The following is a 22,088-nucleotide window of genomic DNA, read 5'->3' as shown; positions in this document are numbered from 1 at the left end:
TGACGTTGTCGTCATAGCCGGCTACCAGGTCATGACGGCACGTGTGTCACTTCATCGTTCGCCAAATTCCCCCAGCTCGCCAATTAGCCGCCGGCGGGCCGCATCCAGCTGTTCGGAATAAGCAGAATCGAAGATCGATGACAATTGCGTTTCCAGCGTCCCGCTGATTCTCAACAGAGCAGACCAAACTGCGCGATCGTCGACGAGAACCGAGAAATCTTCCTCATGCATCACACGGTTCATCCAATCGAACAGGACGAGCGCCTGATCGTCTGTCAATTCAATCTTCACTGAGGTCTCTCTTCAGATGGCGGCTTTCATGTCGGCGGCCTATGGCTATAGCTTTCCTTCCCGCAGCAGTTAGGCTAGCCGATCCCCTGAGGATCGCCACCCGCCGAGATATTCTCCGACGCTGCCCGCGCCCGAACTCAACATCCTTTCCATGGCGCTTCTCAATTTTGCGACCATCTCAGGAAGTTCGCTGCCTCGGAATTCCATCAAGATCTGAAGAGGCTTCTCCGCCTCCAGATCATAATCCTGACGGAGATACGCCTGTGCGAGGTATTGAAGTTTTTCCATTCCCATCACGGACTTGGGTGGTAGGTAACGATGTGGCACCCGTTCGACATCAAAGGATTCCACTGTAGGACTGTGGTCACCCCTGAAGGTGAGAGGACGCTCTGCGTGGCACGCTCACAGCCCCTTCCATCCGCGGCATTCATCGGCCCGTTAATCACCAGTCAGCTTCCATGTTCGCCGCGCGGGAGCGTCCGCCCTTCTGCGCGCTTCCAGCCGTCCACTGTGCTCTCTGCGCGGCCTTGATCCCGCAAACCTCACCCGCCGCTTCTGTGGCCTTCTCGACCAGGCCGGCCTCCGACGCATCCGCTTCCACGACCTACGCCATTTGACCGCCACCCTGCTCCTGGAGCAGGGCGTCGAACTCGTCGTGATCAAGGAACTCCTCGGCCACGCCCACATCTCGATCACCGCCGACGTCTACGCCCACGTCCGACTCCGCCTCCAACGCGATGCCATCGAACGCATGTCAGGTGCTCTCGACGACCACCCCGAACCGTAGCCGTCAGAAAACGATCACGGTCGCTGTAGCCGTCAAGCGGCCCCTGGAAGCCTCGACATGAGGAGTTCAGGGGCCGTTCGGAAATTCACAACTAAAGCACTTTTGCCTTCGCGATCTCGATCGCCCAGAGCATTAGATGGACCGGGATATCGCCAACTTGAGGGTCGATGCTTACCACGGCATCCCGCCATTCTTTCCCTTCGGGGAGGGCGACAGCGAGAAATGACCCATGTGTCCAGAATTCCGGATCCCGGAATTCCATTACGCGTTCTCCGTTTGTTGTGTCGAAAAAGTCAATGACTTCTATCGACCTACCATCGAATGTCTCGTGAGGCATTCTCTGCTCCTGGTCCAGGAATGTCACGAAGCCGCCTGACGGCGTGAACCTGGTCCCGCGCCAATCGGGGAGACGCATATCTACCACGTTGTCACTGGCCACCCATTTGGATTCCCATCTCTCCCCGCGCGCTTTTGAGGAGCACGTCCAGCGACCGAATATCCTCCACGATCCGGAAGCGCTCCAGACGCCGATGCTGCATCCAAGCTAAAGCCGCAGGGACCAGAATTATGAACCAGAATAGCCTGGTCGCCTGCGAGCACATAGTACGTGTGGAGGTCGGCGATGGTGAGGTTGTGGACGCGCTGGCAGGCGGTCCACTTCTTGATCGCGGTGACCTGGACGCGGATGCCGGCGAAGGTGCGCAGCCACATGCCGACCTTGAGGTCCCTGGCGTCGACCCACTCGCGCAGCGCGGACAGTCGGGCGAGGTCAAAGGCTCCGTCCCCCGGCAGTCGTCGGTGTTCCTGGATGCCGCTCATGCCCAGCTTGGCGGGCCGATCGCGTGGGTGTAGGACACCGACCGCCGTTATCTGTCCGCCGCGATCAAGGCCCGCCGGTGCGCGGCCGACTTCCTATGCCTGCTGGATGAGGTGATCACCGCGTTCCCGGCCGCGCTGAAGATCGTGGTGATCTGCGACAACGACAGCATCCACCACGCCAAGGCAGTCACCGCCTACCTGGCCGAGCATCCCTGCCTGGAGCTGCTGTACGGGCGCGCTACAGTCCCACGACAACCCGGTGGAACGCATCCGGGCCGCACTTCGAGGCTTTCATCGCCAACACGGCTGTCACGTGGCCCGGTCGTCTCAGGCAGATCCACACCTTCTTCCGTGCTCGTTCTCTGGACCGGTTACTGACCACTGCGGCTCCCTGGACCAGCCCTGGCTCCCCGCTGCTTACAAGCGGAACTTCTGAAATACCGCTCAGACCGATCTGTCGATCCATGGATCGATCAGGGATTTAAACTCTTCATCAGAAATGTGTACTTGACCCCACTTGAACTCGTGCCAGGCTAGAGCTTGCTGAAGAATGTGCAGCGGGATGCCAAAAGCCTCGTTGAATACCGCAATAAAAGAAATAACGCCAAAATTATTTCCCAGAAGGTTCCGAACTGAAATTGCAAGCTCTATGGCCCTGGAGCCACGGTTTGCCTCTGCACGCAACTCTGCGACAACATCAGAAATGGATTCACTTTGATTCAATTGTCCATCCTTCCAGAAGGATTCGCCAAACATACATCGCGAGTAGCTTGATCGCGGGCATGACGCAGCTCTTAGCAATTCGGGGCCCCGCGCGAGCTCACCGCGCGGGGCCCCGAATCCGGGAGAACCCGCCCGGCTATCTGAAGATCACACCAACATTCGTGTAGTGTCCGTAATTTCCGCGCAGCTCAACGAACTCAACACTGTTGTTGAATCCATTGCGTGTGGACATTTTTCCTGTAAACGTCGCCATCGTCGCGGCGTCCTCCAGGGACATTCCTGAGCGAAGTGCAGCGTTGAAGGAGTCGAGATTGTCACTCATGGTGCCACCGTTTTGCCAGTAGCCCTTAACACCTGTGACCTTACCTCCGAAATGCGCGAGGGCAGAGTTGAACATCTCGCCCCCTCTGGGAGTCCCAGGGCCAGTCTTGACCGCCAACTCCATTATCCCCTCACCATCAAGGGTCGCCGTGATTCCGTTTCCGCCAACAAGGTTGGAGTATGAACCGCAGCCATTGGTGTTATGGACCAGGATCGGTGTGGTGCCTGCGAGCACATAGTACGTGTGGAGGTCGGCGATGGTGAGGTTGTGGACGCGCTGGTAGGCGGTCCACTTCTTGATTGCGGTGACTTGGACGTGAGTGCCGGTGGCGGTGCGCAGCTACATGCCGGGCTTGAGGTCCTTGGCGTCGATCCATTTGCGCAGTGCGGTTACCCAGAAGGGGTGGATCTCGGTGGCGATGACCAGGCCTGACTTGCCGCCCTTCTTGCCGTCGGTGTCGACGGTGATTTGGACGAGGTTCTTGTCGTCCTCGCCGGTGATCAGTGCGACGACGGGCTTAGCTTCGGTCCTTCCGGTTTCCGGGTCGGTGGCCGGTACCTCATCGCCGACCTTGACATCTTCGATCGGCTTGCGAGTGCCGGAAGCGTGGTGCCGGGTCGAGCGAGAATTCCCGCTCGACCCGGACGCGTCATGCGCCGTGTGAGTGTCCCGTCAACTGTTTGCCGCTCTGGGTGAGGCGCCGACGGCCCCCCACGAGGTTGACCTTCAACCCCGCTGGGCGCATGAACCTCGAGGTCAGGTTTCGTTCCCTGTTCCCCAAGCCTTGTCGGGATCGTGATTCCTCCAGTCCCAGAAAGGGTCCAGACGGAACCGTTCCAGGACCTGGTCGTACCTCAGAAGCTCTCCGTGATTTGTATCAAGGAGCCCGTCAAGCCCCTGAATTGCTTCCGGCAGGAGCCGACGAACGCAGGACATGTCGGGGTACTCGATGAGGATTGCGCCGAATTCTCCTAGCTCTTGGGAGATTTCGGCAATTTCCTCCTCCTCGAACTCGGCGATGACATCCCCGGATAGGTCTACACCGAAAGAACATGTCCCTCGTTCCAAGCGATCGAAGAACTCCCCCTCGCTGTAGGAGCCGACATGGCGCAGTCGGTCCACGAGCTTCCTGTGAGTATCCACATCGCTCAGGAGCACGATGGTAGGTCGCATGGCGACGCCTCCTTGTTGGTCAGGCAGCTACAGAGGGGAATCTGAAGGCTACGGCGCCAGGACGTCCAGCAGCACATTCTTATCTCTGGTGACCATGATCCCAGCCTTTTCGAGACTTTGGATGACGCTCCCGCGCCCTTGCGGAAGATACACGATCACTGGATAACCCGTCAGACGCTGCGTGGTCAACGCTTGCTTCAGGGCACCCTTGCCCGAACCTGTTTTTACCTGGACCACTGCGTTCTTGGTCACGATATCGAAGTCGGTAAGGACCTTTCCGTCGGACCCTATGATATCGATCCCCTGAGCCACGATATGACCGGGGTAGCGGGCATTGATGTCCTTGACGAGCTCGGGGACCAATGGATCATCGCCTTTGCCGATCAAATGTGCCGCTTTGGCTGCCCCACCGAATTTGGCGAGCTTACCTAGCTTGCCTACCGGTACCACGGACATGGCTGCCCACGCGCAAGCCCCGCCGTCTCCGCCTGCGCAATTCACGAAATCCGCTACGAACAGCTCGTAGAGTGCGGCTACTTCAGAAGTACCCCACTGGCAATTCTGATGACCGATCTTCTCGCAGAGCCTGAAGTAGGCGTTGATGTCCTCGCCAGGCATGGGGCTGGGAGTTGCGGATGGATTGGCGGTAGGAGCTGCATTCGACACGGGTGCCAGCGGCGACGGCTGTGGTGATGGTGACGGAGCAGGTCCTGATCCTGTTTGGTAGGTTCCGCCGTAGCCGTTCTTGTCGTAGGCGGGGAGCCCGGCCTGCTTGCGAGCGATTGCGTTGTTTTTGCTTACGCAGTCAGGGGAGTTCGGTGAGCATCCGTAGGGGTCGTGGCCGTCGTTTTCGATGCCGGTGATGGGGTTGCCGCCGGTGAAGGCGTAGCGGTTGGAGGTCCAGGGGTCGGTACCGAGGCTCAGGTCGGCCAGGGCGCCGTTGTAGGAGTCGAGGGTGAGGAAGCGGTTGAGGTTGGGGTTGTAGTCGCGGAACCCCATGTCGTACATGCCGGTGGAGTTGTCCCAGCGCTTGGCGTTGAAGCGGTAGGGGTTGTACTCCTCCTTGGCGGTGGGGTCGACGGGGTCGGGCTTGTCGACGCCGGTGAAGAGTTTGTCGTCGTTGCCGCCGTAGGCGGTGTAGCCGTAGGTGGCGCGGGCATCACCGGTCTCGCTGGTGATGGTCTCGACATCGGTGTGGGCGTTGTAGCCGTAGTAGGAGGACTCCTCGCCGCCGTCGGCCTTGACCTTCACCTGGGACAGGCGCTCACCCCAGGGGCTGTACTGGAAGGACTTGGTGAGCTTGCCGGCGACCTCCTCGTCCAGCACCTCGCCGGACAGGCCGAGGTAGGAGTAGGCGGTGGTCTTCGCGCCCGCGGTGCCGGTCTTCTCGGTCTTGGAGGTGGTGCGGTCCAGCGGGTCGTAGGTGTAGGTGGTGACGGTGCTGCCGGCGCCGCCGAGCTTCTCGTGCCGGGTGACGTGGTCGAAGCCGTCGTAGGTGTATTTCTCCTGGGTCTTGCCGCCGCCGGTGATGGTGCGCAGCCGGCCGTAGGGGTCGTAGTTGTAGGTGGAGGTGGCTCCGGCGGTGATGGAGGTCATCAGCCGGTTGCGGTCGAAGGTGAAGGTGGTCTGCTTGCCCTGGACCGTCTGGTCGTAGACGTTGCTGTTGGCGTCGTGCAGGTAGGTGTCGGTCTCCGCGGCGCCACCGCCGATGGGGGTCTTGACGGACTTGGCGATCCGGTCGCGCGGGTCGTAGGTGTAGGCGTAGTCGTGTTCGAGGTAGGCGCCAGGGTTGTCGGCGTTCTGGATCTTGGCCAGGTCGCGGCTGCGGTGCAGGTTGCCCTGGTAGCCGATGGTGTGCTCGGAGACCACCGTGCCGTTGGGCTTCTTCTCGATCGAGTGCCGCAGCAGGCTGTCGAGGAAGTAGTCGTAGTCGACGGTGTTGCCGTTGGCCTTGGTCTCCTTCAGCCGTTCGGCCTTGGGCGTGTAGGTGTAGGAGGTGGTCTTCGGGCCGGTGTCGGTCGCCGACTTGGCGTTGGTGACCTTCTCGACCAGGTCGCGGATGTCGTAGCCGTAGGTGGCGACCGTCTTGTCGTGGGTGCGCTTGGTGACGGCGCTGTTCTCGTTGTAGGTGTAGCCGGTGGTGTTCTTCACCACGCTGTCGAGCTTCTCGACGATCTGCTCGACCTGGTTGAGGCCGGTGTAGGCGATGTCCCAGGTGTCGATCTTCGCGGTGGGCGAGTGGTCTCGGAGCTTCGTCAGGTTGGCGTTGGGGTCGTAGAAGTACTCGAAGTCCTTCTTCTCGGTGTCGGTGTCACCGGTGTTGTCGCGCACCAGCTTGACCGCGTCGGCGGCGACGGTGCCGTTGGCCTCGTCGGTCAGCGTGACGGAGTGGGTGTTGCCCTCGGTGAAGGTGAACTCGCCCAGGCTGACCCACTCACCCGCCTTGGAGGTCTGGTCGATGGTGGCGGTCGTCTCGCCACCGTCGTACTTGACGGTGTATTTCGCGTTGGTCGCGGTCGCCCCGGTGGGGTACTTGACGTGGACCTTGTATCTGCCCGCCGACGGGGTGGTGAGGTTCCAGGTGAAGGCCGAGGAGCCGGTGCCGGCGGGGGCGGTGGCGTAGTCGTAGCCGGTGAAGCCGGTGCCGACGGTGGCCGTGGCGGCGAGCCCGCTCCCCCCGCTGCTGCCGACGACGGTCCAGGAGCCGGTGGCGGTGACCTGGCCGGTGTCGGAGTTGTCGCCGAGCACCACGTCCAGGCCGAGCGGCACGCCGTCGTCGGAGTGGGTGTGGAGCTTGCCGTCGGGGAAGTAGGTCCACTTCAGGGCCCGCTGGGAGGAGCCGCCCGCGGAGGTGACGGTGCGGTTGGTCTGCAGACCCAGCTTGTTGTAGTCGTAGGTGGTCTTGATGTCCCACGGGTCGGCGGTGGTCCTGGACCAGCCGTTGTCCCAGTAGGTCATCGTGGTGATGTTGCGGATGGTCTGCCCGTGCGAGGGCGGCGCGGAGATCTCCTTGAGCCGCGAGACGGCGTCGTAGGCGTACTTGACGCTGTCGGGGGTGTTGTACTTCGGGTCGTCCTTGTCGAAGGGGTAGATCTCCTCGGATGGCCGGTTGAGCTTGTCGTACTTGGTCTCGGCGATGAAGTCGCCGGGGTCGTCGGTGGTCTCCACGCCGCGCGGGGTGACGACCTTGGTGCGGTTGCCGACCTGGTCGTAGACGAACTGGGTGACGGTGTACTTGACCACTCCGTCGGTGGCCGAGTGCGGGACCTTGGTCTCCACGGTCGCGCCACGCTTGTCCAGCGTGATGAGGGTCGTGTTGCCCTCCTGGTCGGTGGCGGCCTCGACCAGCCCGTCCAGGTCGTAGTCGGTCACCGTCTGATGGCCGGCGGCGTCCTTCACGTGGGTGACCCGGTGGTTGCGGTCGAAGGTGGAGATCGTGGTGTAGTCGGCGGTGTCGGTGGTGGCGTTCTTGCGCGGGTCGACCACCTTGGTGACGTTGCCGACGTTGTCGTAGGTGTAGGTGATCTTTTGCTGGGCGGCGTTGAGCACGTCGGTCAGCTGGTAGATCGGGTCGTACACATACGTGGTGGTGAAGTCACCGGCCTCGGCGGTGAGGTTGCCCTTGGGCTCGGTCTGCGTCTTCAGGTTGCCGGCCAGGTCGTAGGTGAAGGACGCCTTGCGCTCCGGGCCGGTGTCGGTGTCCTTGGGCAGCAGCGACTCCAGCAGCTGGTCGGCCTTGTCGTAGAGCGCGGTCGACACCGCTCCGTTGGGCGCGGTCGCCTTGGTGATGTTGTCGTTGGGGTCGTAGACGGGGGCGGGGGTGACGATGAATTCACCCGCGTCCTGGTCCTTGGGGACCTTGCTCTCCAGCGGCCGGGTGAAGATGTCGTAGGTCTGGGTGGTCTTCTTGCCCAGCGCGTCGGTCACCGACAACACGTTGCCGCGCACGTCATACGAGGTCACCGTGACGTTGTCGTACGCGTCGGTGATCTTCTCCGGGTAGCCGGTCGGGTGGTAGTCGCCGTAGGCGGCCGGGTTGCCGTTGGCGTCGGTCGTCCTGACGAGCTGGCCGGAGCCGTCGTAGTCGTAGGACGTCGTGTAGTCGCCCGCCGTGGGGGAGGCGACGCCCAGCGGGTCGGTGACGGTCTTGAGGTTGCCCTTGGCGTCATAGCCGAAGGCCCACTTGCGGCCCTCGGGCGAGGTCTTCTCGGTCAGGTCGGCGACGTAGCCGTTCAGGAAGGTCTGGTAGCCCAGCACCGTGGGAGCCGTGCCGTTGTGGTTGGCCTCGGCGTCCTTCAGCTCCAGCGGGTAGCCGGTCTTCTGGTCGAAGACCCAGGTGGCGAACGCGCCGTTGGCCTCGGTCAGCTTGGTGACGTTGTGGTCGGGGTCCCAGGTCAGCGCCGTGGTCTCGTTCTTGGCGTTGGTGATCGACTCGGGCCGGCCGTAGGCGTCCAGCACGTATTTGGTGGCGTGCTGCAGCGGGTCGGTGACCGTGGCGTGGATGACGCCGCCCTGCGGACCGTCCGGGTCGACGTAGTCGAACCGCGTCACCCCGCCGAGCCGGTCGGTGAGCGTCTCGACCTTCCACTTGTCCTTGGGGTCGACCGGCGCCTCGTAGTACTTCAACGCGGTGGAGTTGCCCCGCGGGTCCTTGACCGCGACCAGCTTGACGTTCTTGTTGCCCTGGGTGGCGTCGTAGGTGAAGCGGAACGTCTTCGCCTGCTCGTCACCGGCGCCGTCGACCATCTTGGCCATCAGGCCCTTGTCGCTGTAGGTGAAGGTGACCTTCCGCCCGGCGACGTCGGTGATGGACTCGACGTTGTCGATGATGTGCGGGTTGGTCAGCTTGGTGTCGGCGACCTCGGCGCCGGCGTCGTTGACGTAGGTGTAGTCCTGGCCCTTCTTGAAATAGTCCAGGGTCAGGGTGCGCCGCCCGGCGGCGTCGGTGATGTGCTGCAGGAACTTGGTCGGCTTGTTGTTGGACCTGCGCCGTTCGTAGGCGAACGACATGGTGTTGCCGTTCTTGTCGACGATCGCCGACTGGAAGCCCTCCTGGTCGTAGAAGAACTGGGTGCGGTCGGGCTTGGTGAACACCCAGGTGCGCTGCGCGGCCAGCTCCCGGTCCGTGAAGGAGGCGGGGTCGACTTTCTGTAGATACAGGTGGATCCCGCGCGGATGGGTGTAGTCGCAGGTGGCGTAGGTGCAGTCACGCACGTCGGCGCCGTGGGTGTCCAGCGTCCACACGTGCGTGGTGCCGTCGCCATCGGTCAACCGCACCTGGGAGGGCCAGTTCTGGCCGGGCGGGTGGAAGTAGACCTGCGAGCCGAGCCGCTGCAACGTCGAGGTCTGCAACGACCACCCGTAGCCCATCGCCGAGGCGCTGGTGTCGAGGCTGTTGTAGGTCATCCGCACGAAGGTGGAGACACCGCGCGAGGGGTTGGAGAAGGCGTTGTAGTTCCACACCACGTTGCCCGCGTACGGGTTGACCAACGCGGTGGACCCGGCGCCGGTGTTCTTACCGGTGTAGGCGTAGAACTTCTCCGCCCCCAGCAGGTCGGAGGTCGGCGAGTCCACGCGGATCTGCTGCGGCAGCTGCGGCAACTGGTGGGAGGCGGACTTCCAGTTGTTGGTGACGGTGTCCTGGACGTCCCACACCAGGTCCACGGCTTCGGCCTTGTTGCCGCCTTCGCCGGTGACGGCCGGGGCCTTGACGGTGGCGTGGACCACGGTGGACTCCCCCGGCGCCAGGTCGACCGGCAGCTGGGTTCTGACCTGGTTGGCGGGAGCGGAGATCTCGGTGCCGTCGGGCAGCTTCCAGTGGTAGGACAGCGCGGTCGAGGCGGCCGGCCAGGTCTGGGCGGTGGTGTTGGTGAGGGCGACGGTGACCTGGCGGGTGGCGCCGGTGTCCAGCCGCTCGGGAGTGCCCGGGGCGTAGAAGGTGGCCGAGCCGTCGGTCTTTTCGGCGTAGGTCACCCGCAGCCGGGGCCGCAGCAGCGGCTCGTCGGTCTCGGAGGCCAGGAACTGCACTGATTGCTTGGCGGTGCCGGCCTCGCCTGCGACCTTGACCAGCAGACCGTGGTCGGCGGCCGGGTCGGCGATCCAGGCCTTGGCGGCGTCGGTGACGTTCCACTGCTGCCAGCGAGGCTGCGCGGTGACGGCCGAGACGCCGCTGAGCGCGGTGGCGGTGAAATCACCGCCGGGTGTGGTCCAGGCGGTGGCGGCGTCGGCCTTGGTCCAGGTGGCGGCTCCGTCGAAGCCCTTGGTGAGCCGGTGGGCGTTGAAGGTGGTGCCCGAGCCGGTGGCGGTGGCCGCCCACAGCGACAGGGTGGCCTCGCTGATCTGGGCGTCGGCCGGGATCTGGGTGGCGAAGCCGTCGAAGTCCACCACCGCGCGGGTGTTGCCCAGCGTGGTGGCGGTGTTGCCGACCTGCAGCCGCTTCTGGCCGTCGACGGTGTCGTGGCCGGCGGATGGCTCGCCGGAGGCCAACGTGGTGTCGGCGCCGGCGACGATCACCTTGGTCACCTGGCCCGGCCGGGGCAGGATGACCCGCATCTCCTGGGACGCCGAGGTCTTGCCGTTGGCCAGCACCGCCTCCACCCAGTAGGTGGCCTCGTGGGTGTAGGCCGGATCGGCGGCGGCTTCGGGGTCGGCGCCGCTGCTGGTGTCGGTATAAGAGGTCACGTCGGCCGGCAGCGTGGTCACCAGCTGCGGGTCCATGTCGGCCGAGCCCTCACTGAGCTGGCAGCCCGACGGGCAGTACCGATACAGCCGATACTCGGCCAGATCGTCGGCGGCGTCGTCCGGGGTGGGGTCGGCGTACGGCGTCCACGACAGCGACGCGCCCACCGACGTGGCCACCGTCGGCTGCTTCAGCTGCACCGACGGGGTGCCGAAGGTGATCAGCAGCCGGGGATGCGTGGCGTTCTCGCCCAGCATCGCGTCGCCGCCGTAGACGTTCTCGCTCGCCTCGTACACCGGACCACCGAGCTTCGCGGTGGAGGTCTCGTCGGCGGCCTTGAGCAGGAAGCCCCAGGCGGGGTCGGTGGTGGCGGCCCAGGCGTTGGCCACCGTGGTGACGTCGAAGGAGTGCCAGCGCGACAGTTCTCCGGCGTTCTTGGTCACCGTGGCCGCCGCCGTGGGTGAGAAGGCCGGCTGGGTGTTCCAGGTAGCGGTGAAGGAGTCCCATTCGGAGGTGATCTCGTGAGCCTCCACCGTCACCGGCCCGGCCGTCCCCAGTGCCTGGTCGAAGTAGGTCTCCAGCTTCGCCTGGTCGATCCGGGCGCCCAGCGGCAGCACGTCCCCGCTGGGCCAGTTGAAGTACAGCAGCGCCCGGTTGACGCCGGTGGCGGTCTTGCCGGCCGGCAGCTTCCAGGAGGAGTCGAAGTTCGCCCTCGGCGAGGCCGAATCGACGTAGGTGTTGCTCGGGCTGTCGGCACCCAGGTTGATCGTCGGGTCGATCACCACCGGCCACCTGCGGTCCGGCGCGGCCAGCCAGGCCGCGTCCGGCTTCAGCGTGATCGTCGTTTCGGCGCCCTGCTGAGCGACGGTCTGCGTCACCGCCGTGCTGTAACGCTTGCCGTACGGCGAGGCCACATCATCGGTGGCGTCGATCATGAAGGGTTTCGGGATGGTGAACGCCGCCCCCGAACCGTCGTCGGCGTCGAAGACGACCGACCCGTCCGGGTTCTGCCGCGCGGCGACCCCGCCGGTCTTGACGGTGAAGGCGAACTCCGCGTCGGCCGCCGGCGGCTTGGACAGCACGAGGTATTCCTTCACCCCCTCGGGAGTGACCTTGTAGACCACGTCCGCGCCGTCCCACACGCCCCGGTAGGTGACGGTGGAGCCCTTCACCTCCGGGATGATCTGCTTGGAGTCACCGGCCACGCCGAGCGTCAGCTGCCGTTCCCCGGCCTTGATCCTCGCGAGCTTGCCGGTGGCGTCACCGAACCGGGAGGAGAAACCGGTGGCGTCGTTGCCGCGCGTGAACCCGTCATCGGAGGTCGCGCCGATCGTCGTGTCGATCGGCTGCCACTTACCGCCGCCGTCCCGGTAGTGGCGCGGCACGGTCGACAGCTCCACCTGCCGCCGGCCGTCTTCGAGTTCGTACACCGTGCCGTGGGCGAAGCGCTTGCCGGTCAGCTCCTTGACCCGCTTGCCCGGCGGCTCCGGCTTACCCGGCGTGGTCGCGCCTGTCCGGCCGGGCAGCGCGGCCGCACCCGCGCCGGCACGCATCCGCCCGCGCGGGGTCTCGGCGAACAGGCCGCCGATCCCGGAGGCCAGCTGCGACAGCAGCCCCGGCCCGGCCGCGGCGGCAGAGGTCTGTGCCAGCGCCGGGCCGGCCGGGGCCATCGACGCCAGCAGGGTGACACCGATCGCGGTGGCGATCACACGCCGTCGCCGTAACCGTTTACGGCTCCGGTAGGACTCGGGCCCGGATATCCGGGACTGGGCGGAGGGGTCGGGGGGTAACAGGCGCACGCGGGCTCCACTCACGAGATCAGAGAGGTCAAGTGGGGGCAAAACGCCTTGATCGTAAGAATCTGGTTAACCCGAGTAAATGATCACTGTAAGCAATGACATATATCGGATGTAACGTCCGGTGAAACTTCACCGATTTATTCGTCCCATCATCGACACACTGATCAGTGACTCAGCCCTTGATGTGCGCGAACACCGAGAAGCCCCGCGACGGAGAAAAGATGAGCCCAGGCGATCCAGGCTCATGGAACGGGCCAAAGCATCCACTGTGACGTTAATCACAACCGATGCGTGCCGCGACGAATGATCAATTGTCTCTCCCGGTCAATGGGGATCGACCACCCCGCTCCCCGGGAAATGTAGGGTCAGCCGACATGTCGGGACGGACGGGCCCATGACCTCAGTTCGCAGCGGGCCGTGACGGTCCTCCCGCCGCCGGACCGGAGCACTCCTCGGCCAGGCCCGTACGGTCCCGTCCCGGTCAGGACCGCGCGTCCTGGGCGGCCTGGGCGGTCTCCCTGGCCCAGCGGTAGTCGGCCTTGCCCGCCGGGGAGCGGACCATCTCCTCGACGAAGGCGAAGACGCGGGGCACCTTGTAGCCGGAGAGCCGCTGCCGGCAGTGGGCGTCCAGCTCCGCGGCCGACGGCGCCGTCCCCGGCCGGGGTTCGACCACGGCGGCTACCCGGCTGCCCCAGCGCTCGTCGGGGACGCCGGTGACGACGGCGTCGAAGACCTCCGGATGTCCCTTGAGCACCGCCTCGACCTCCTCGGGGAAGACTTTCTCCCCGCCGGTGTTGATGCAGACCGAGCCACGGCCGAAGATCGTGATGGTGCCGTCCTCCTCGACCTGGGCGATGTCGCCGGTGAGCAGCCAGCGCACGCCCGCCCTGTCGGTCACGAAGGTCCGGCCGGTCTTGGCCTCGTCCTTGTAGTAGCCGGAGGCGATCCGGCCGCTCTTGGCGACCGTGCCCAGCTCGCCCCCGCCGGGTTTGACCGGCTCCAGCGCCTCGTTGAGCACGGCCAGGTTGGAGGTGGCGTTGGACTGGAAGCGCTGTCCCGACTCGGGCGCGGAGCCGGGGACCGCCGAGGCGGTGTAGCCGGACTCGCTGGAGCCGAAGCTGTCGATGATCATCCTGCCGGGGAGCAGCTCCTGGAGGCGGTCGCGGACGGAGCCGGTCAGGATGGCGCCGGTGGAGCTGAGCACGAACAGCGACGACAGATCGTAGGCGCCCGTGGCGATCTCGTCGGCCAGCGGGCGGGCCATCGCGTCGCCGGTGATGTTGACCGTGAGGACCTTCTCCCGCTCGATCGCCCGCAGCACCGCGGCCGGGTCGAACTTGCGGACGTAGACCATGGTGCCGCCCAGCCACCAGGTGATGAAGGTGGCCATCTGGGCCGCGCCGTGCATCAGCGGGGCCGCCGCCATCATGGTCATCGGCTCGGAGGTCATGGCCGCCTCGACGACCTCCTGCGGCGTGGCACGCGGATCCCCGTAGGGGTTGCCGCCGCCGAAGGCGAAGAACAGGTCCTCGGTCCGCCACATCACGCCCTTGGGCATCCCGGTCGTGCCGCCGGTGTAGATGATGTAGAGGTCGTCGCCCGACCGCTCGGGGAACCCCCGCGTCGCCGGCGCGCCCGCCAGCGCCTCCCGGTACGGCACCGCCGCCTCGATCCGGGAGGGGCCGCCCACGGCGATCAGGTGCCTGAGCTCGGGAGCCCGCGGGGCCACGGCCGCCACCCGGTCGTCGAACTCCACGTCGAACAGCAGCGCCACGATGTCGGAGTCCTGGTAGAGGTAGAGCAGCTCCGCCTCGACGTAGCGGTAGTTCACGTTGACCGGCACGGCCCGGATCTTCAGCGTGGCAAGCAGTCCCACGACATACTCGACGCCGTTGCAGAGGTGGATCCCGACGTGCTGCCCGGCCCGCACGCCCCGGCCCGCCAGGTGGTGGGCGAGCCGGTTGGCCTCCGCGTCCAGTTCGGCGTAGGTCAGGCGGCTGTCACCGCAGACGACGGCGGTGCGCTCCCCGATCGCGTCCGCGAGCCCCTCGAACAGATCTGCGTGGTTGAACTCCATCGGGCCCCTCCTGGGGGGAGATCAGGGTCTGTCGCTGCCGACCATCCACATCGCGAAGAACTGGGCACCCCCGCCGTAGGCGTGCCCCAGGGCCCGCCTGGCCCCGTCGACCTGGTGCTCCCCCGCCATCCCCCTGACCTGGAGCGCCGCCTCGGCGAACCGGATCAGCCCGGACGCGCCGATCGGGTTGCTCGACAGCACCCCGCCGGAGGCGTTCCACGGGATGTCGCCCTCCAGCGCCGTGGCCCCGGACTCGGTGAGCTTCCACCCCTCCCCCTCCGCGGCGAAGCCGAGGTTCTCCAGCCACATCGGCTCGTACCACGAGAAGGGGACATACACCTCGGCCACGTCGATCTCCCGGCGCGGATCGGTGATCCCGGCCTGCCGGTACACGTCGGCCGCGCAGTCCTTGCCACCCTGCGGGTTCACGGTGTCCCGCCCGGCGCGGAAGATCGGCTCGGAGCGCATCGCCGTGCCCAGGACCCAGGCGGGGGCAGCGCCGGTGACCTTGTCCTCGGCGGACAGGACCATCGCGCACGCGCCGTCGGAGGACGGGCAGGTGTCCAGGTAGCGGATCGGCTCCCAGAGCATCGGGGTCGACTCGACCATTCTCAGGTCGATCCCGGGGATCTTCAGGTGGGCGTAGGGGTTCTTCAGCGCGTTGCGCCGGTCCTTGACCGCCACCAGGTGGCCGATGTGCTCCGGAGCGCCGGACCTGCGGATGTACTCGCGGATGTGGGGGGCGAAGTAACCGCCCGCGCCGACCACCAGTGAGGCGCTGAACGGCAGGTGCGTCGACAGAGCCCAGGTCGCGTTGGACTCCGACTGCTTCTCGAAGGCCACCACCAGCACCCGGCCGTGCACGCCGCCCTGGATCAGCGAGGCGCCGACCAGCGCGGTGGAGCCGCCGACCGAACCGGCGGTGTGCACGCGCATCATCGGCTTCCCGGCGGCGCCGAGCGCGTCGGCCAGGTACGCCTCCGGCATCATCACGCCCTCGAACAGGTCGGGCGCCTTGCCGATGACGACGGCGTCGATGTCCTTCCAGGTCAGCTCGGCGTCCTCCAGCGCGCGCAGCGCCGCCTCGCGGACCAGCCCGGCGATGGAGACGTCCCGCCGCTTGGTCGTGTAGTGGGTCTGGCCGATCCCGATCACCGCGCAGCGGTTACCCATGGTCAGGCCTCCATCACGGTGACGAGGTTGTGCTGCAGGCAGGGACCGCCGGCGGCGTGCCCGACGGTGCGGGCCGCGCCGCCGTCGAGGATGCGCTGGGCGGCCTCGCCGATCCGGATGAGCCCGGTGGCCATGACCGGGTTCGCCGCCAGGGGGCCGCCACTGGGATTGACGAGCGTGTCCTCACCGAGCTCCAGCGCCTGGCGGAGGATGAGCTCCTCATGGCTGAACTGGGTGTGGATCTCGGCCACGTCGACGTGACCCTTGCCGACCCCCGCCGCTCGTGCGGCTTCGGCGGCGGAGGCCGACCGGGCGAGATCTCTCATGCCCAGGTAATGCGGTTCTATGCGGTGGGCGATGCCGGTTATCCAGGCCGGGTTCTCGCACAGCTCTCTAGCAAGGTCCCCGGCGGCGAGCACCACCGCGGCGGCGCCGTCGGTGACCGGGGCGATGTCGTACGGCCGCAGCGGCTCCACCTCGAAGTCCTCGCCCGCGGGGTCGGGCAGGTCGAGGGCGTGGGGGTTGGCCCGGCCGGCGGCGCGGCTGCGCCGTACGATCTCGTCCAGCCGGGCGCGGTCGGCCTTGACGGCCGAAGCCTGGAGCGCGGCGTAGGAGACCTGGTCGAGGCCGAGCGGGGCCAGGTAGTAGGGGTCGAGCTGGAGCGTCATGATCTCCCGCAGGTCGCCCTGGGAGGACTTGCCGAAGCCGTAGACCAGCGCCGAGTCGACGTCACCGTGCTGGAGTCTGACCCACGCCTCGTACAGCGCCCAGGCGGCGTCCATCTCCACGTGGCTCTCGGAGATCGGCGGCCAGGCGCCGAGCGCGTCGAGCGCGGAGACGAAGGAGAACGGCGCGCCCGCCAGATAGTCGCACGACCCCGAGCAGGTGAAGCCGTACTTCCGCAGCCCCGTCTTCCGCCGGACCTCCTCCAGCGAGGGGAGGATCAGCTCGGGCTCGCTCTGTCCCTCGTCGGTCGCGCTGTGCCGGGTCTGCGCGAACGCGACGACCGCTACCTCACGCATCTACAGCTCCGCGTCCGGCTCGCCGGTGGGGGCGAACCACTTGATGTTGGCCATGGACTGCGTCCGCTCCTCCTCGGGGACCCATACGGCCCGCACCCGCATGCCCTGCCGCACCTCGTGCGCGGGGACCCCGCCGACCAGGGCGATCATCGGGACGTCCGAGCCGTCGAGCAGGACGTAGGCCGAGACGAACGGCACCTCGGGGGCGCGCGGGTCGGGCAGGTTGTTGATCGCGAAGGTGGTGATCGTGCCGGTGTCCGGCACCTCGACCTCCTCGGTGATCGCGATGCCGCACTCGGGGCAGGAGAGCCGGTAGGGCACGTAGACCTTGTGGCAGGAGCCGCACCGGCAGCCGACGAAAACGCCTCCGGCGACCCCCTCCAGGAAGCGGGCGAGCGCCAGGCCCGGCCGCATCACGTACTCGGTCCGGACCGGTGACACGATCTTGGTGACCTCGGGGACGAAGCTCTCGATGTCGGTGATGTGCCCGGTGCGCCCGGCCCGCCAGCGGGGCCGGACCCGCAGGCCGGGGCGGAGTGCCTTGACGTCGCCGGCGTCCACCGCGTGGACGAGCGAGGTGTCGGCCCCGTCCAGCCGGATCAGAGCCCAGGCGAAGGGACGGTCCAGCGGGTGACCCGCGCGCGGGCTGTGCACCCACGCCCAGCTCTCCACCGTTCCGGCCGGACCGACCTCGACGTAGTCGCCGGTGACGGCGTCACCGGTCTCGGGGTCGTACTCCAGCGGGGGCACCAGCGTCCGGCCGTCCGCCGTGCGGACCCCGACGATGCGCCCGTCCCGCAGCTCGGTGAGGAAGCGCCCGATCACCGGCCCCGTCGTGCGGGTGTAGCCGCCGGGGAACTCCAGTACGTGCCGTGCCTCCAGGCTCATCGGCGCTCCCCTTCTTCCTCCGGGCGCCGGGCGCGTCCTTCTTCCTCCGGGCGCCGGGCGCGTCCTTCCTCCACTGGGCGCCGGGCGTGGTCGCCGGACGTCCGCGCCGGGCGCCGATCGCCACCGGGCCCCTCCGCCGGGCGCCGGACTCCGCCGGACGCGGACGCGTCCGGCCCGGCGGATCGCTCAGATCGCACGGTCTCGCCCCTCCCAGTACGGGTCGCGCAGCTTGCGTTTGAGGAGCTTGCCGTTGGGCTCGCGGGGCATCTCCTCGATGAAGTCGATGGATTTCGGCCACTTCATCTTCGACAGGCGGCCCTTGAGCGATCCGAGGATCTCGGCGGCCAGCTCGGGCGAGGGGGCGGCGCCGGGCGCGGGCTCGACCACCGCCTTGATCTGCTCGCCCCACTCCTCGTCGGGGATGCCGAACACCGCCACGTCGGCGACCTTCGGGTGGACCATCAGCTCGTTCTCGATCTCGGCCGGGTAGATGTTGGCCCCACCCGAGATGATCATGTCGGCCTTGCGGTCGCAGAGGAAGAGGAACCCCTCCTCGTCGAGGTAGCCGATGTCGCCGACGGTGAAGTGGTCCTTCAGCCGGCCGGCCTCGGTCTTGGCCTGGTCACCCTTGTACTCGAAGCGGACGCCCATCATCTTCATGTAGATCGTGCCCGGGGTCCCCGCCGGGACCGGCTCCAGGTTCTCGTCCACGATGAGCAGCTCGCTGATCGGCCAGGCGGTGCCGACGGTGCCCGGGTGCTTCTTCCAGCCCTCGGGGGTGGCGATCGTGCCGCCGCCCTCGGTCGCGGCGTAGTACTCGTAGATGCAGTCGCCCCACCACTCGAACATCGCCCACTTGACCGGGACCGGGCAGGGCGCCGCGGCGTGGATCATCCACCGGAGTGACGACAGGTCGTATCTGCTCCTGACCTCCTCGGGGAGCGTGAGCAGGCGTTTGAAGTGGGTGGGGACCATGTGCGAGTTGCTGACGCGGTACCGCTCGCAGAGCCGGAGCGTCTCCTCGGCGTCCCACCGGTCCATGTAGACGAGCGTGTGGCCCATGTGCAGGGCCGTACCGCCGAACTGGGTGACCGCGGTGTGGTAGTTCGGCGAGGTGACCAGGTGGGCGTTCTCCTTGCCCGGGGTGATGCCGAACATGCTGAGCAGGAACGTCATCATCTCGGCCGCGTCGTCGGGGTCCAGGCCGCTGAGCGGCCGGCGCACGCCCTTGGGCTGGCCGGTGGTCCCCGAGGTGTAGTGCATGGTGGCGCCCGCCGTACGGCCGGCGGGGGTGGCGGCGGACCGGCCGTCGGTCAGGTCCGAGGCGGGCCGGACCCCCTCCACCTGCCCGAACGCGAAAACGCGGGCGCGGTCGATGCCCGACTCCGCGACGCCGCGCAGGCCCTCCTCCGCATAGCGCTCGTCGACGAAGAACGCCTGTGCCTCGCTGTCGGCGACGATGTAGCCGATCTCGGGGCCGGTGAGGTGCCAGTTGACGGGCGTGTAGTACCACCCGGCCTGCAGCGCGGCCAGATAGAGCACCAGCCCGTCGGCGCCGTTCGGGACCAGGCCGCACAGGCCGTCGCCGGGCTTGAGCCCCAGCTCCCGGAGGCCGTGCACGAGGCGGTTGGCACGGGCGAGCAGGTCACCGGCGCGATGTTCGGTGCCGTCCGGATCCACGGCGGCGATCCAGTCCGGATCCGCCTGCGCCAGTCTCCAGAAACCGAGCGTGCCCATCGGAAATCCTCTCTCGCCGAAAGGCCCGGACCGCCGAAGTGAATCACGTTCTCGATATTGCGAAAAACTCTGGCGGCGCGGGGAGGATGGAACAAGAATCTGTTCTTATACGCAGGGGCAGACTAACCCGCCCGAGACATACCGAGCAAGCGCTTGATCTAGACCGTGAACCCGGGCGCACCTCCGCCCCTCCGCGCCGCCGGACACTTTGGGCCTCCTACCGAACACCTTGAGTCAGCGGGGGCGGACGGACAAGGCCGCGGCCGGTGCCGGTCGCCGCAGGAGGGGCGGGCCTGGCAGAGCGGGCGCCGGTCACCGCGGGAGGGGCGGCCTGGCGGAGCGGGCGCGCCGGATCTAGGATTACCTAACAAGCGCTTGTTAACACAACGGAGGCCGACCCCGTGGAACTTCTGCCGATCAGCACCCCGCACTGCCGCGTCGAGCGCGCCGGCCACGTCGTCGTCGTGACCCTGGACCGGCCCGAGGCGAAGCACGCGCTCTCCTCGGACATGCTGGTCGGCCTGGCCGACGCGTGGGCCTACGTGTCGGACGAGCCGGAGGTCCGCGTCGCCGTGCTGACCGGCGCGGACGGGACCTTCTGCGCGGGCGCCGACCTGAAGGCCATGGGCACCCCGTCGAGCGACCCCCGGGTCCGGCAGCGGGCCTCGGAGATCCCCGACTTCCACTGGAAGGGCCTGCTGCGCGACTGCGCCGCGCTGCCGGCCAAGCCGATCGTCTGCGCGGTCGAGGGCTACGCCGTGGCCGGGGGGACCGAGCTGCTCGTCGGCACCGACCTGCGGGTGGTCGCCGAGTCCGCCACTCTCGGCCTGTTCGAGGCCCGCCGCGCGCTGTTCCCGATGGGCGGCTCCGCGGTGCGGCTCCCGCGCCAGATCCCCTACGCCTTCGCCATGGACCTCCTCCTGACCGGCCGGTCCGTCACCGCCCGGGAGGCGCTGAGCATGGGCCTGGTCAACCGGGTCGTCCCGGACGGCCAGGCCCTGGCCACCGCCCTGGAGATCGCCGGCCAGATCAGCGAGTGCGGGCCGCTCGCCGTCCAGGCCATCCTGCGCACCTACCGCGAGACCCTCGGCCTGCCCGAGGCCGAGGCCCTGAAGGTCTCCGACGGCATCGGCTGGCCGGTGATCGGTTCCGAGGACGCCAAGGAGGGCTCCCGGGCCTTCCGGGAGAAGCGCCCGGCCGTCTACCACGGCAGGTGAGCACGGCCGACACGGCGGGCGAGCCCGTCCCTCACGGCAGGTGAGCGCGGCCGACACGGCGGGCGGGCCCGATCGACACGGTGGGCGTCCTCGGCCACCCGCGGCTGCCGACACGGCGGGTGCGGCCCGCCGGGCCACGACACGACCTCGGTTACGGAGCGTGATTCACCGACACGGCGGGTGACTCGTGCTACGAAGAACGAGTTGATCTTCGACGCGCCTCAGGAGGCCCGATGACACTCGTCCGCGCTGGTCAGGCCATTGCCCTCGCCGCCTGTCTGCTCGCCGCCCCACTCGCCGGCCTGCCGGCGGCGTCCGCCGCCGACGGGCCGCAGGAGCCCGAGACCAGGTTCACCGCGACCCTGGTCGCCCGGCACAGCGGCAAGTGCCTGGACGTCTACGGCGGCGGCACCCAGGACGGGGCCGACGTCATCCACTGGAGCTGCCACGGAGGCGCCAACCAGGAGTGGCGCCTGGTGGCGACCGACAGCGGCTACTACACCATCCGTGCCGGGCACAGCGGCAAGTGCCTGGACGTCTACGGCAGCGGCACCCAGGACGGGGCCGACGTCATCCAGTGGACCTGCGGGAACGGGGCCAACCAGCAGTGGGAGCTCGTCCAGAAGGACAACGGCTACTTCACCGTCGTCGCCCGCCACAGCGGCAAGTGCCTGGACGTCTACGGCGGCAGCACCCGGGACGGGGCCGACGTGATCCAGTGGACCTGCTGGGGCGGGGCGGCCAACCAGGAGTGGAAGCTCGGCTGAGCCGGTCGCCGGAGCGCGACGCCGGCGGCGCTCACGTCCCGCCGCCGGTGTCGCCGGCCCCGGGGCGGCTGGTCGACTCCCTGATCACCAGGCGGGTGGGGACCCGGAGCCTGCCCGGCTCCTCGCCGCTCAGGAGGTCGACGAGCGCGGCGGCGGCCACGGCCCCGCGGCGCTCCGCCTCAAGGCTGAGCACGCTCAGCGGGACCTCCCAGTGCTTGTCCTCGGCGGTCTCACACATGATCGTGACCAGCAGGTCGCCGGGAATGGAGAGGCCGAGCCTGCGGGCGGCGCCCAGCAGCGCCTCGCCGTACGTCTCGTTGAGCCCGTGCACCGCGTCGGGACGGTCCGGGCGGGACAGCAGCCGCTCGGCGGCCACGGCGGGACTCTCTCCGGGCTGGAGCGCCTCGATGATCACAGGGTTGCCGTTCGCCGCCGCCCAGGATCGATACGCCCTCTCGGTGTCGAGGGTGTAGGAGTCGGGCTCGGTGCCGGTGAGCAGCGCGATGCGCGAGGCCCCCGCGTCGACCCGCGACAGGTGATTAACGGTCTTGTGGGCACCACGGTCTGTCCAACCCGAATTATTTTCATGATTCGAGAGGACGCGAAGGTCGACC

At 67.2% G+C, this 22,088-nt stretch carries 19 protein-coding genes and 1 pseudogene; 5 read left to right on the top strand and 15 right to left on the bottom strand.

Annotated features, from left to right (window positions below; genetic code table 11):
- Positions 1-51 precede the first annotated feature (51 nt).
- On the bottom strand, positions 52-291 hold the full coding sequence (locus ACWDS7_RS20040) for a hypothetical protein (protein WP_451930480.1): 240 nt from the start codon (positions 289-291) through the stop codon (positions 52-54).
- A gap of 69 nt (positions 292-360) precedes the next feature.
- On the bottom strand, positions 361-642 hold the full coding sequence (locus ACWDS7_RS20035; protein WP_451930479.1) for a contact-dependent growth inhibition system immunity protein: 282 nt from the start codon (positions 640-642) through the stop codon (positions 361-363).
- A gap of 136 nt (positions 643-778) precedes the next feature.
- On the opposite strand from ACWDS7_RS20035, the gene ACWDS7_RS20030 reads away from it, so the two are divergent.
- Complete coding sequence (locus ACWDS7_RS20030; RefSeq protein ID WP_451930495.1) at positions 779-1,078, top strand: tyrosine-type recombinase/integrase; 300 nt, start codon at positions 779-781, stop codon at positions 1,076-1,078.
- Between the two features lie 91 nt (positions 1,079-1,169).
- Here ACWDS7_RS20030 and ACWDS7_RS20025 read toward each other — a convergent pair whose 3' ends face one another.
- Together ACWDS7_RS20025 and ACWDS7_RS20020 are read right to left on the bottom strand one after the other, a co-directional pair.
- On the bottom strand, positions 1,170-1,442 hold the full coding sequence (locus ACWDS7_RS20025; RefSeq protein WP_451930478.1) for a hypothetical protein: 273 nt from the start codon (positions 1,440-1,442) through the stop codon (positions 1,170-1,172).
- A 53-nt stretch (positions 1,443-1,495) separates the two neighbouring features.
- Positions 1,496-1,765, bottom strand: a complete 270-nt coding sequence (locus ACWDS7_RS20020; protein WP_451930494.1) for a hypothetical protein — start codon at positions 1,763-1,765, stop codon at positions 1,496-1,498.
- Between ACWDS7_RS20020 and ACWDS7_RS20015 the strand changes: the two genes are divergently transcribed.
- Both ACWDS7_RS20015 and ACWDS7_RS20010 read left to right on the top strand, forming a co-directional pair.
- Positions 1,646-1,930, top strand: a complete 285-nt coding sequence (locus ACWDS7_RS20015; protein WP_451930496.1) for a hypothetical protein — start codon at positions 1,646-1,648, stop codon at positions 1,928-1,930. The two genes, ACWDS7_RS20020 and ACWDS7_RS20015, sit on opposite strands and share 120 nt — an antisense overlap.
- Before the next feature lie 39 nt (positions 1,931-1,969).
- Positions 1,970-2,333, top strand: a pseudogene (locus ACWDS7_RS20010) (IS630 family transposase); the annotation flags it as partial.
- 8 nt (positions 2,334-2,341) lie between these two features.
- On the opposite strand, the gene ACWDS7_RS20005 reads toward ACWDS7_RS20010, so the two are convergent.
- From ACWDS7_RS20005 to ACWDS7_RS19960, 10 genes are all read right to left on the bottom strand, one after another.
- Complete coding sequence (locus tag ACWDS7_RS20005; protein ID WP_451930477.1) at positions 2,342-2,653, bottom strand: hypothetical protein; 312 nt, start codon at positions 2,651-2,653, stop codon at positions 2,342-2,344.
- 103 nt (positions 2,654-2,756) lie between these two features.
- Positions 2,757-3,176 carry a hypothetical protein gene (locus ACWDS7_RS20000; RefSeq protein ID WP_451930476.1) on the bottom strand — a complete coding sequence of 140 codons (420 nt, stop codon included), beginning with the start codon at positions 3,174-3,176 and terminating at the stop codon, positions 2,757-2,759.
- Between the two features lie 105 nt (positions 3,177-3,281).
- On the bottom strand, positions 3,282-3,527 hold the full coding sequence (locus tag ACWDS7_RS19995; protein ID WP_451930493.1) for a polymorphic toxin-type HINT domain-containing protein: 246 nt from the start codon (positions 3,525-3,527) through the stop codon (positions 3,282-3,284).
- A 171-nt stretch (positions 3,528-3,698) separates the two neighbouring features.
- Positions 3,699-4,115 (bottom strand): hypothetical protein, encoded by a 417-nt coding sequence (locus ACWDS7_RS19990; RefSeq protein WP_451930475.1) that lies wholly within the window; start codon positions 4,113-4,115, stop codon positions 3,699-3,701.
- Positions 4,116-4,163: 48 nt separating this feature from the next.
- On the bottom strand, positions 4,164-12,593 hold the full coding sequence (locus ACWDS7_RS19985) for a DNRLRE domain-containing protein (protein WP_451930474.1): 8,430 nt from the start codon (positions 12,591-12,593) through the stop codon (positions 4,164-4,166).
- 481 nt (positions 12,594-13,074) lie between these two features.
- The gene (locus ACWDS7_RS19980; RefSeq protein ID WP_451930473.1) at positions 13,075-14,670 is read right to left on the bottom strand and encodes an acyl-CoA synthetase; all 1,596 of its coding nucleotides are present in this window, start codon (positions 14,668-14,670) and stop codon (positions 13,075-13,077) included.
- A gap of 21 nt (positions 14,671-14,691) precedes the next feature.
- Entirely contained in the window at positions 14,692-15,843 is a 1,152-nt protein-coding gene (locus ACWDS7_RS19975; RefSeq protein ID WP_306858840.1) for a thiolase domain-containing protein, read from the bottom strand.
- 2 nt (positions 15,844-15,845) lie between these two features.
- Positions 15,846-16,865, bottom strand: a complete 1,020-nt coding sequence (locus ACWDS7_RS19970) for a thiolase domain-containing protein (RefSeq protein WP_451930472.1) — start codon at positions 16,863-16,865, stop codon at positions 15,846-15,848.
- Positions 16,866-17,753 (bottom strand): Zn-ribbon domain-containing OB-fold protein, encoded by an 888-nt coding sequence (locus ACWDS7_RS19965; protein ID WP_451930471.1) that lies wholly within the window; start codon positions 17,751-17,753, stop codon positions 16,866-16,868.
- A 186-nt stretch (positions 17,754-17,939) separates the two neighbouring features.
- Complete coding sequence (locus tag ACWDS7_RS19960; RefSeq protein WP_451930470.1) at positions 17,940-19,490, bottom strand: acyl-CoA synthetase; 1,551 nt, start codon at positions 19,488-19,490, stop codon at positions 17,940-17,942.
- A 401-nt stretch (positions 19,491-19,891) separates the two neighbouring features.
- Between ACWDS7_RS19960 and ACWDS7_RS19955 the strand changes: the two genes are divergently transcribed.
- Together ACWDS7_RS19955 and ACWDS7_RS19950 are read left to right on the top strand one after the other, a co-directional pair.
- On the top strand, positions 19,892-20,707 hold the full coding sequence (locus ACWDS7_RS19955) for a crotonase/enoyl-CoA hydratase family protein (protein ID WP_451930469.1): 816 nt from the start codon (positions 19,892-19,894) through the stop codon (positions 20,705-20,707).
- Between the two features lie 233 nt (positions 20,708-20,940).
- Positions 20,941-21,474, top strand: coding sequence for an RICIN domain-containing protein (locus ACWDS7_RS19950; RefSeq protein WP_451930468.1), 534 nt, complete (start codon positions 20,941-20,943; stop codon positions 21,472-21,474).
- A gap of 31 nt (positions 21,475-21,505) precedes the next feature.
- Here ACWDS7_RS19950 and ACWDS7_RS19945 read toward each other — a convergent pair.
- Positions 21,506-22,088 (bottom strand): substrate-binding domain-containing protein (locus ACWDS7_RS19945; RefSeq protein WP_451930467.1); only part of this gene is annotated, 583 nt, incomplete at its 5' end.

The organism is Streptosporangium sp. NPDC003464, from assembly GCF_053588315.1.
The sequence above is the reverse complement of the archived record's forward strand: the minus strand, read 5'-3'. Positions and strand labels throughout refer to the sequence as shown.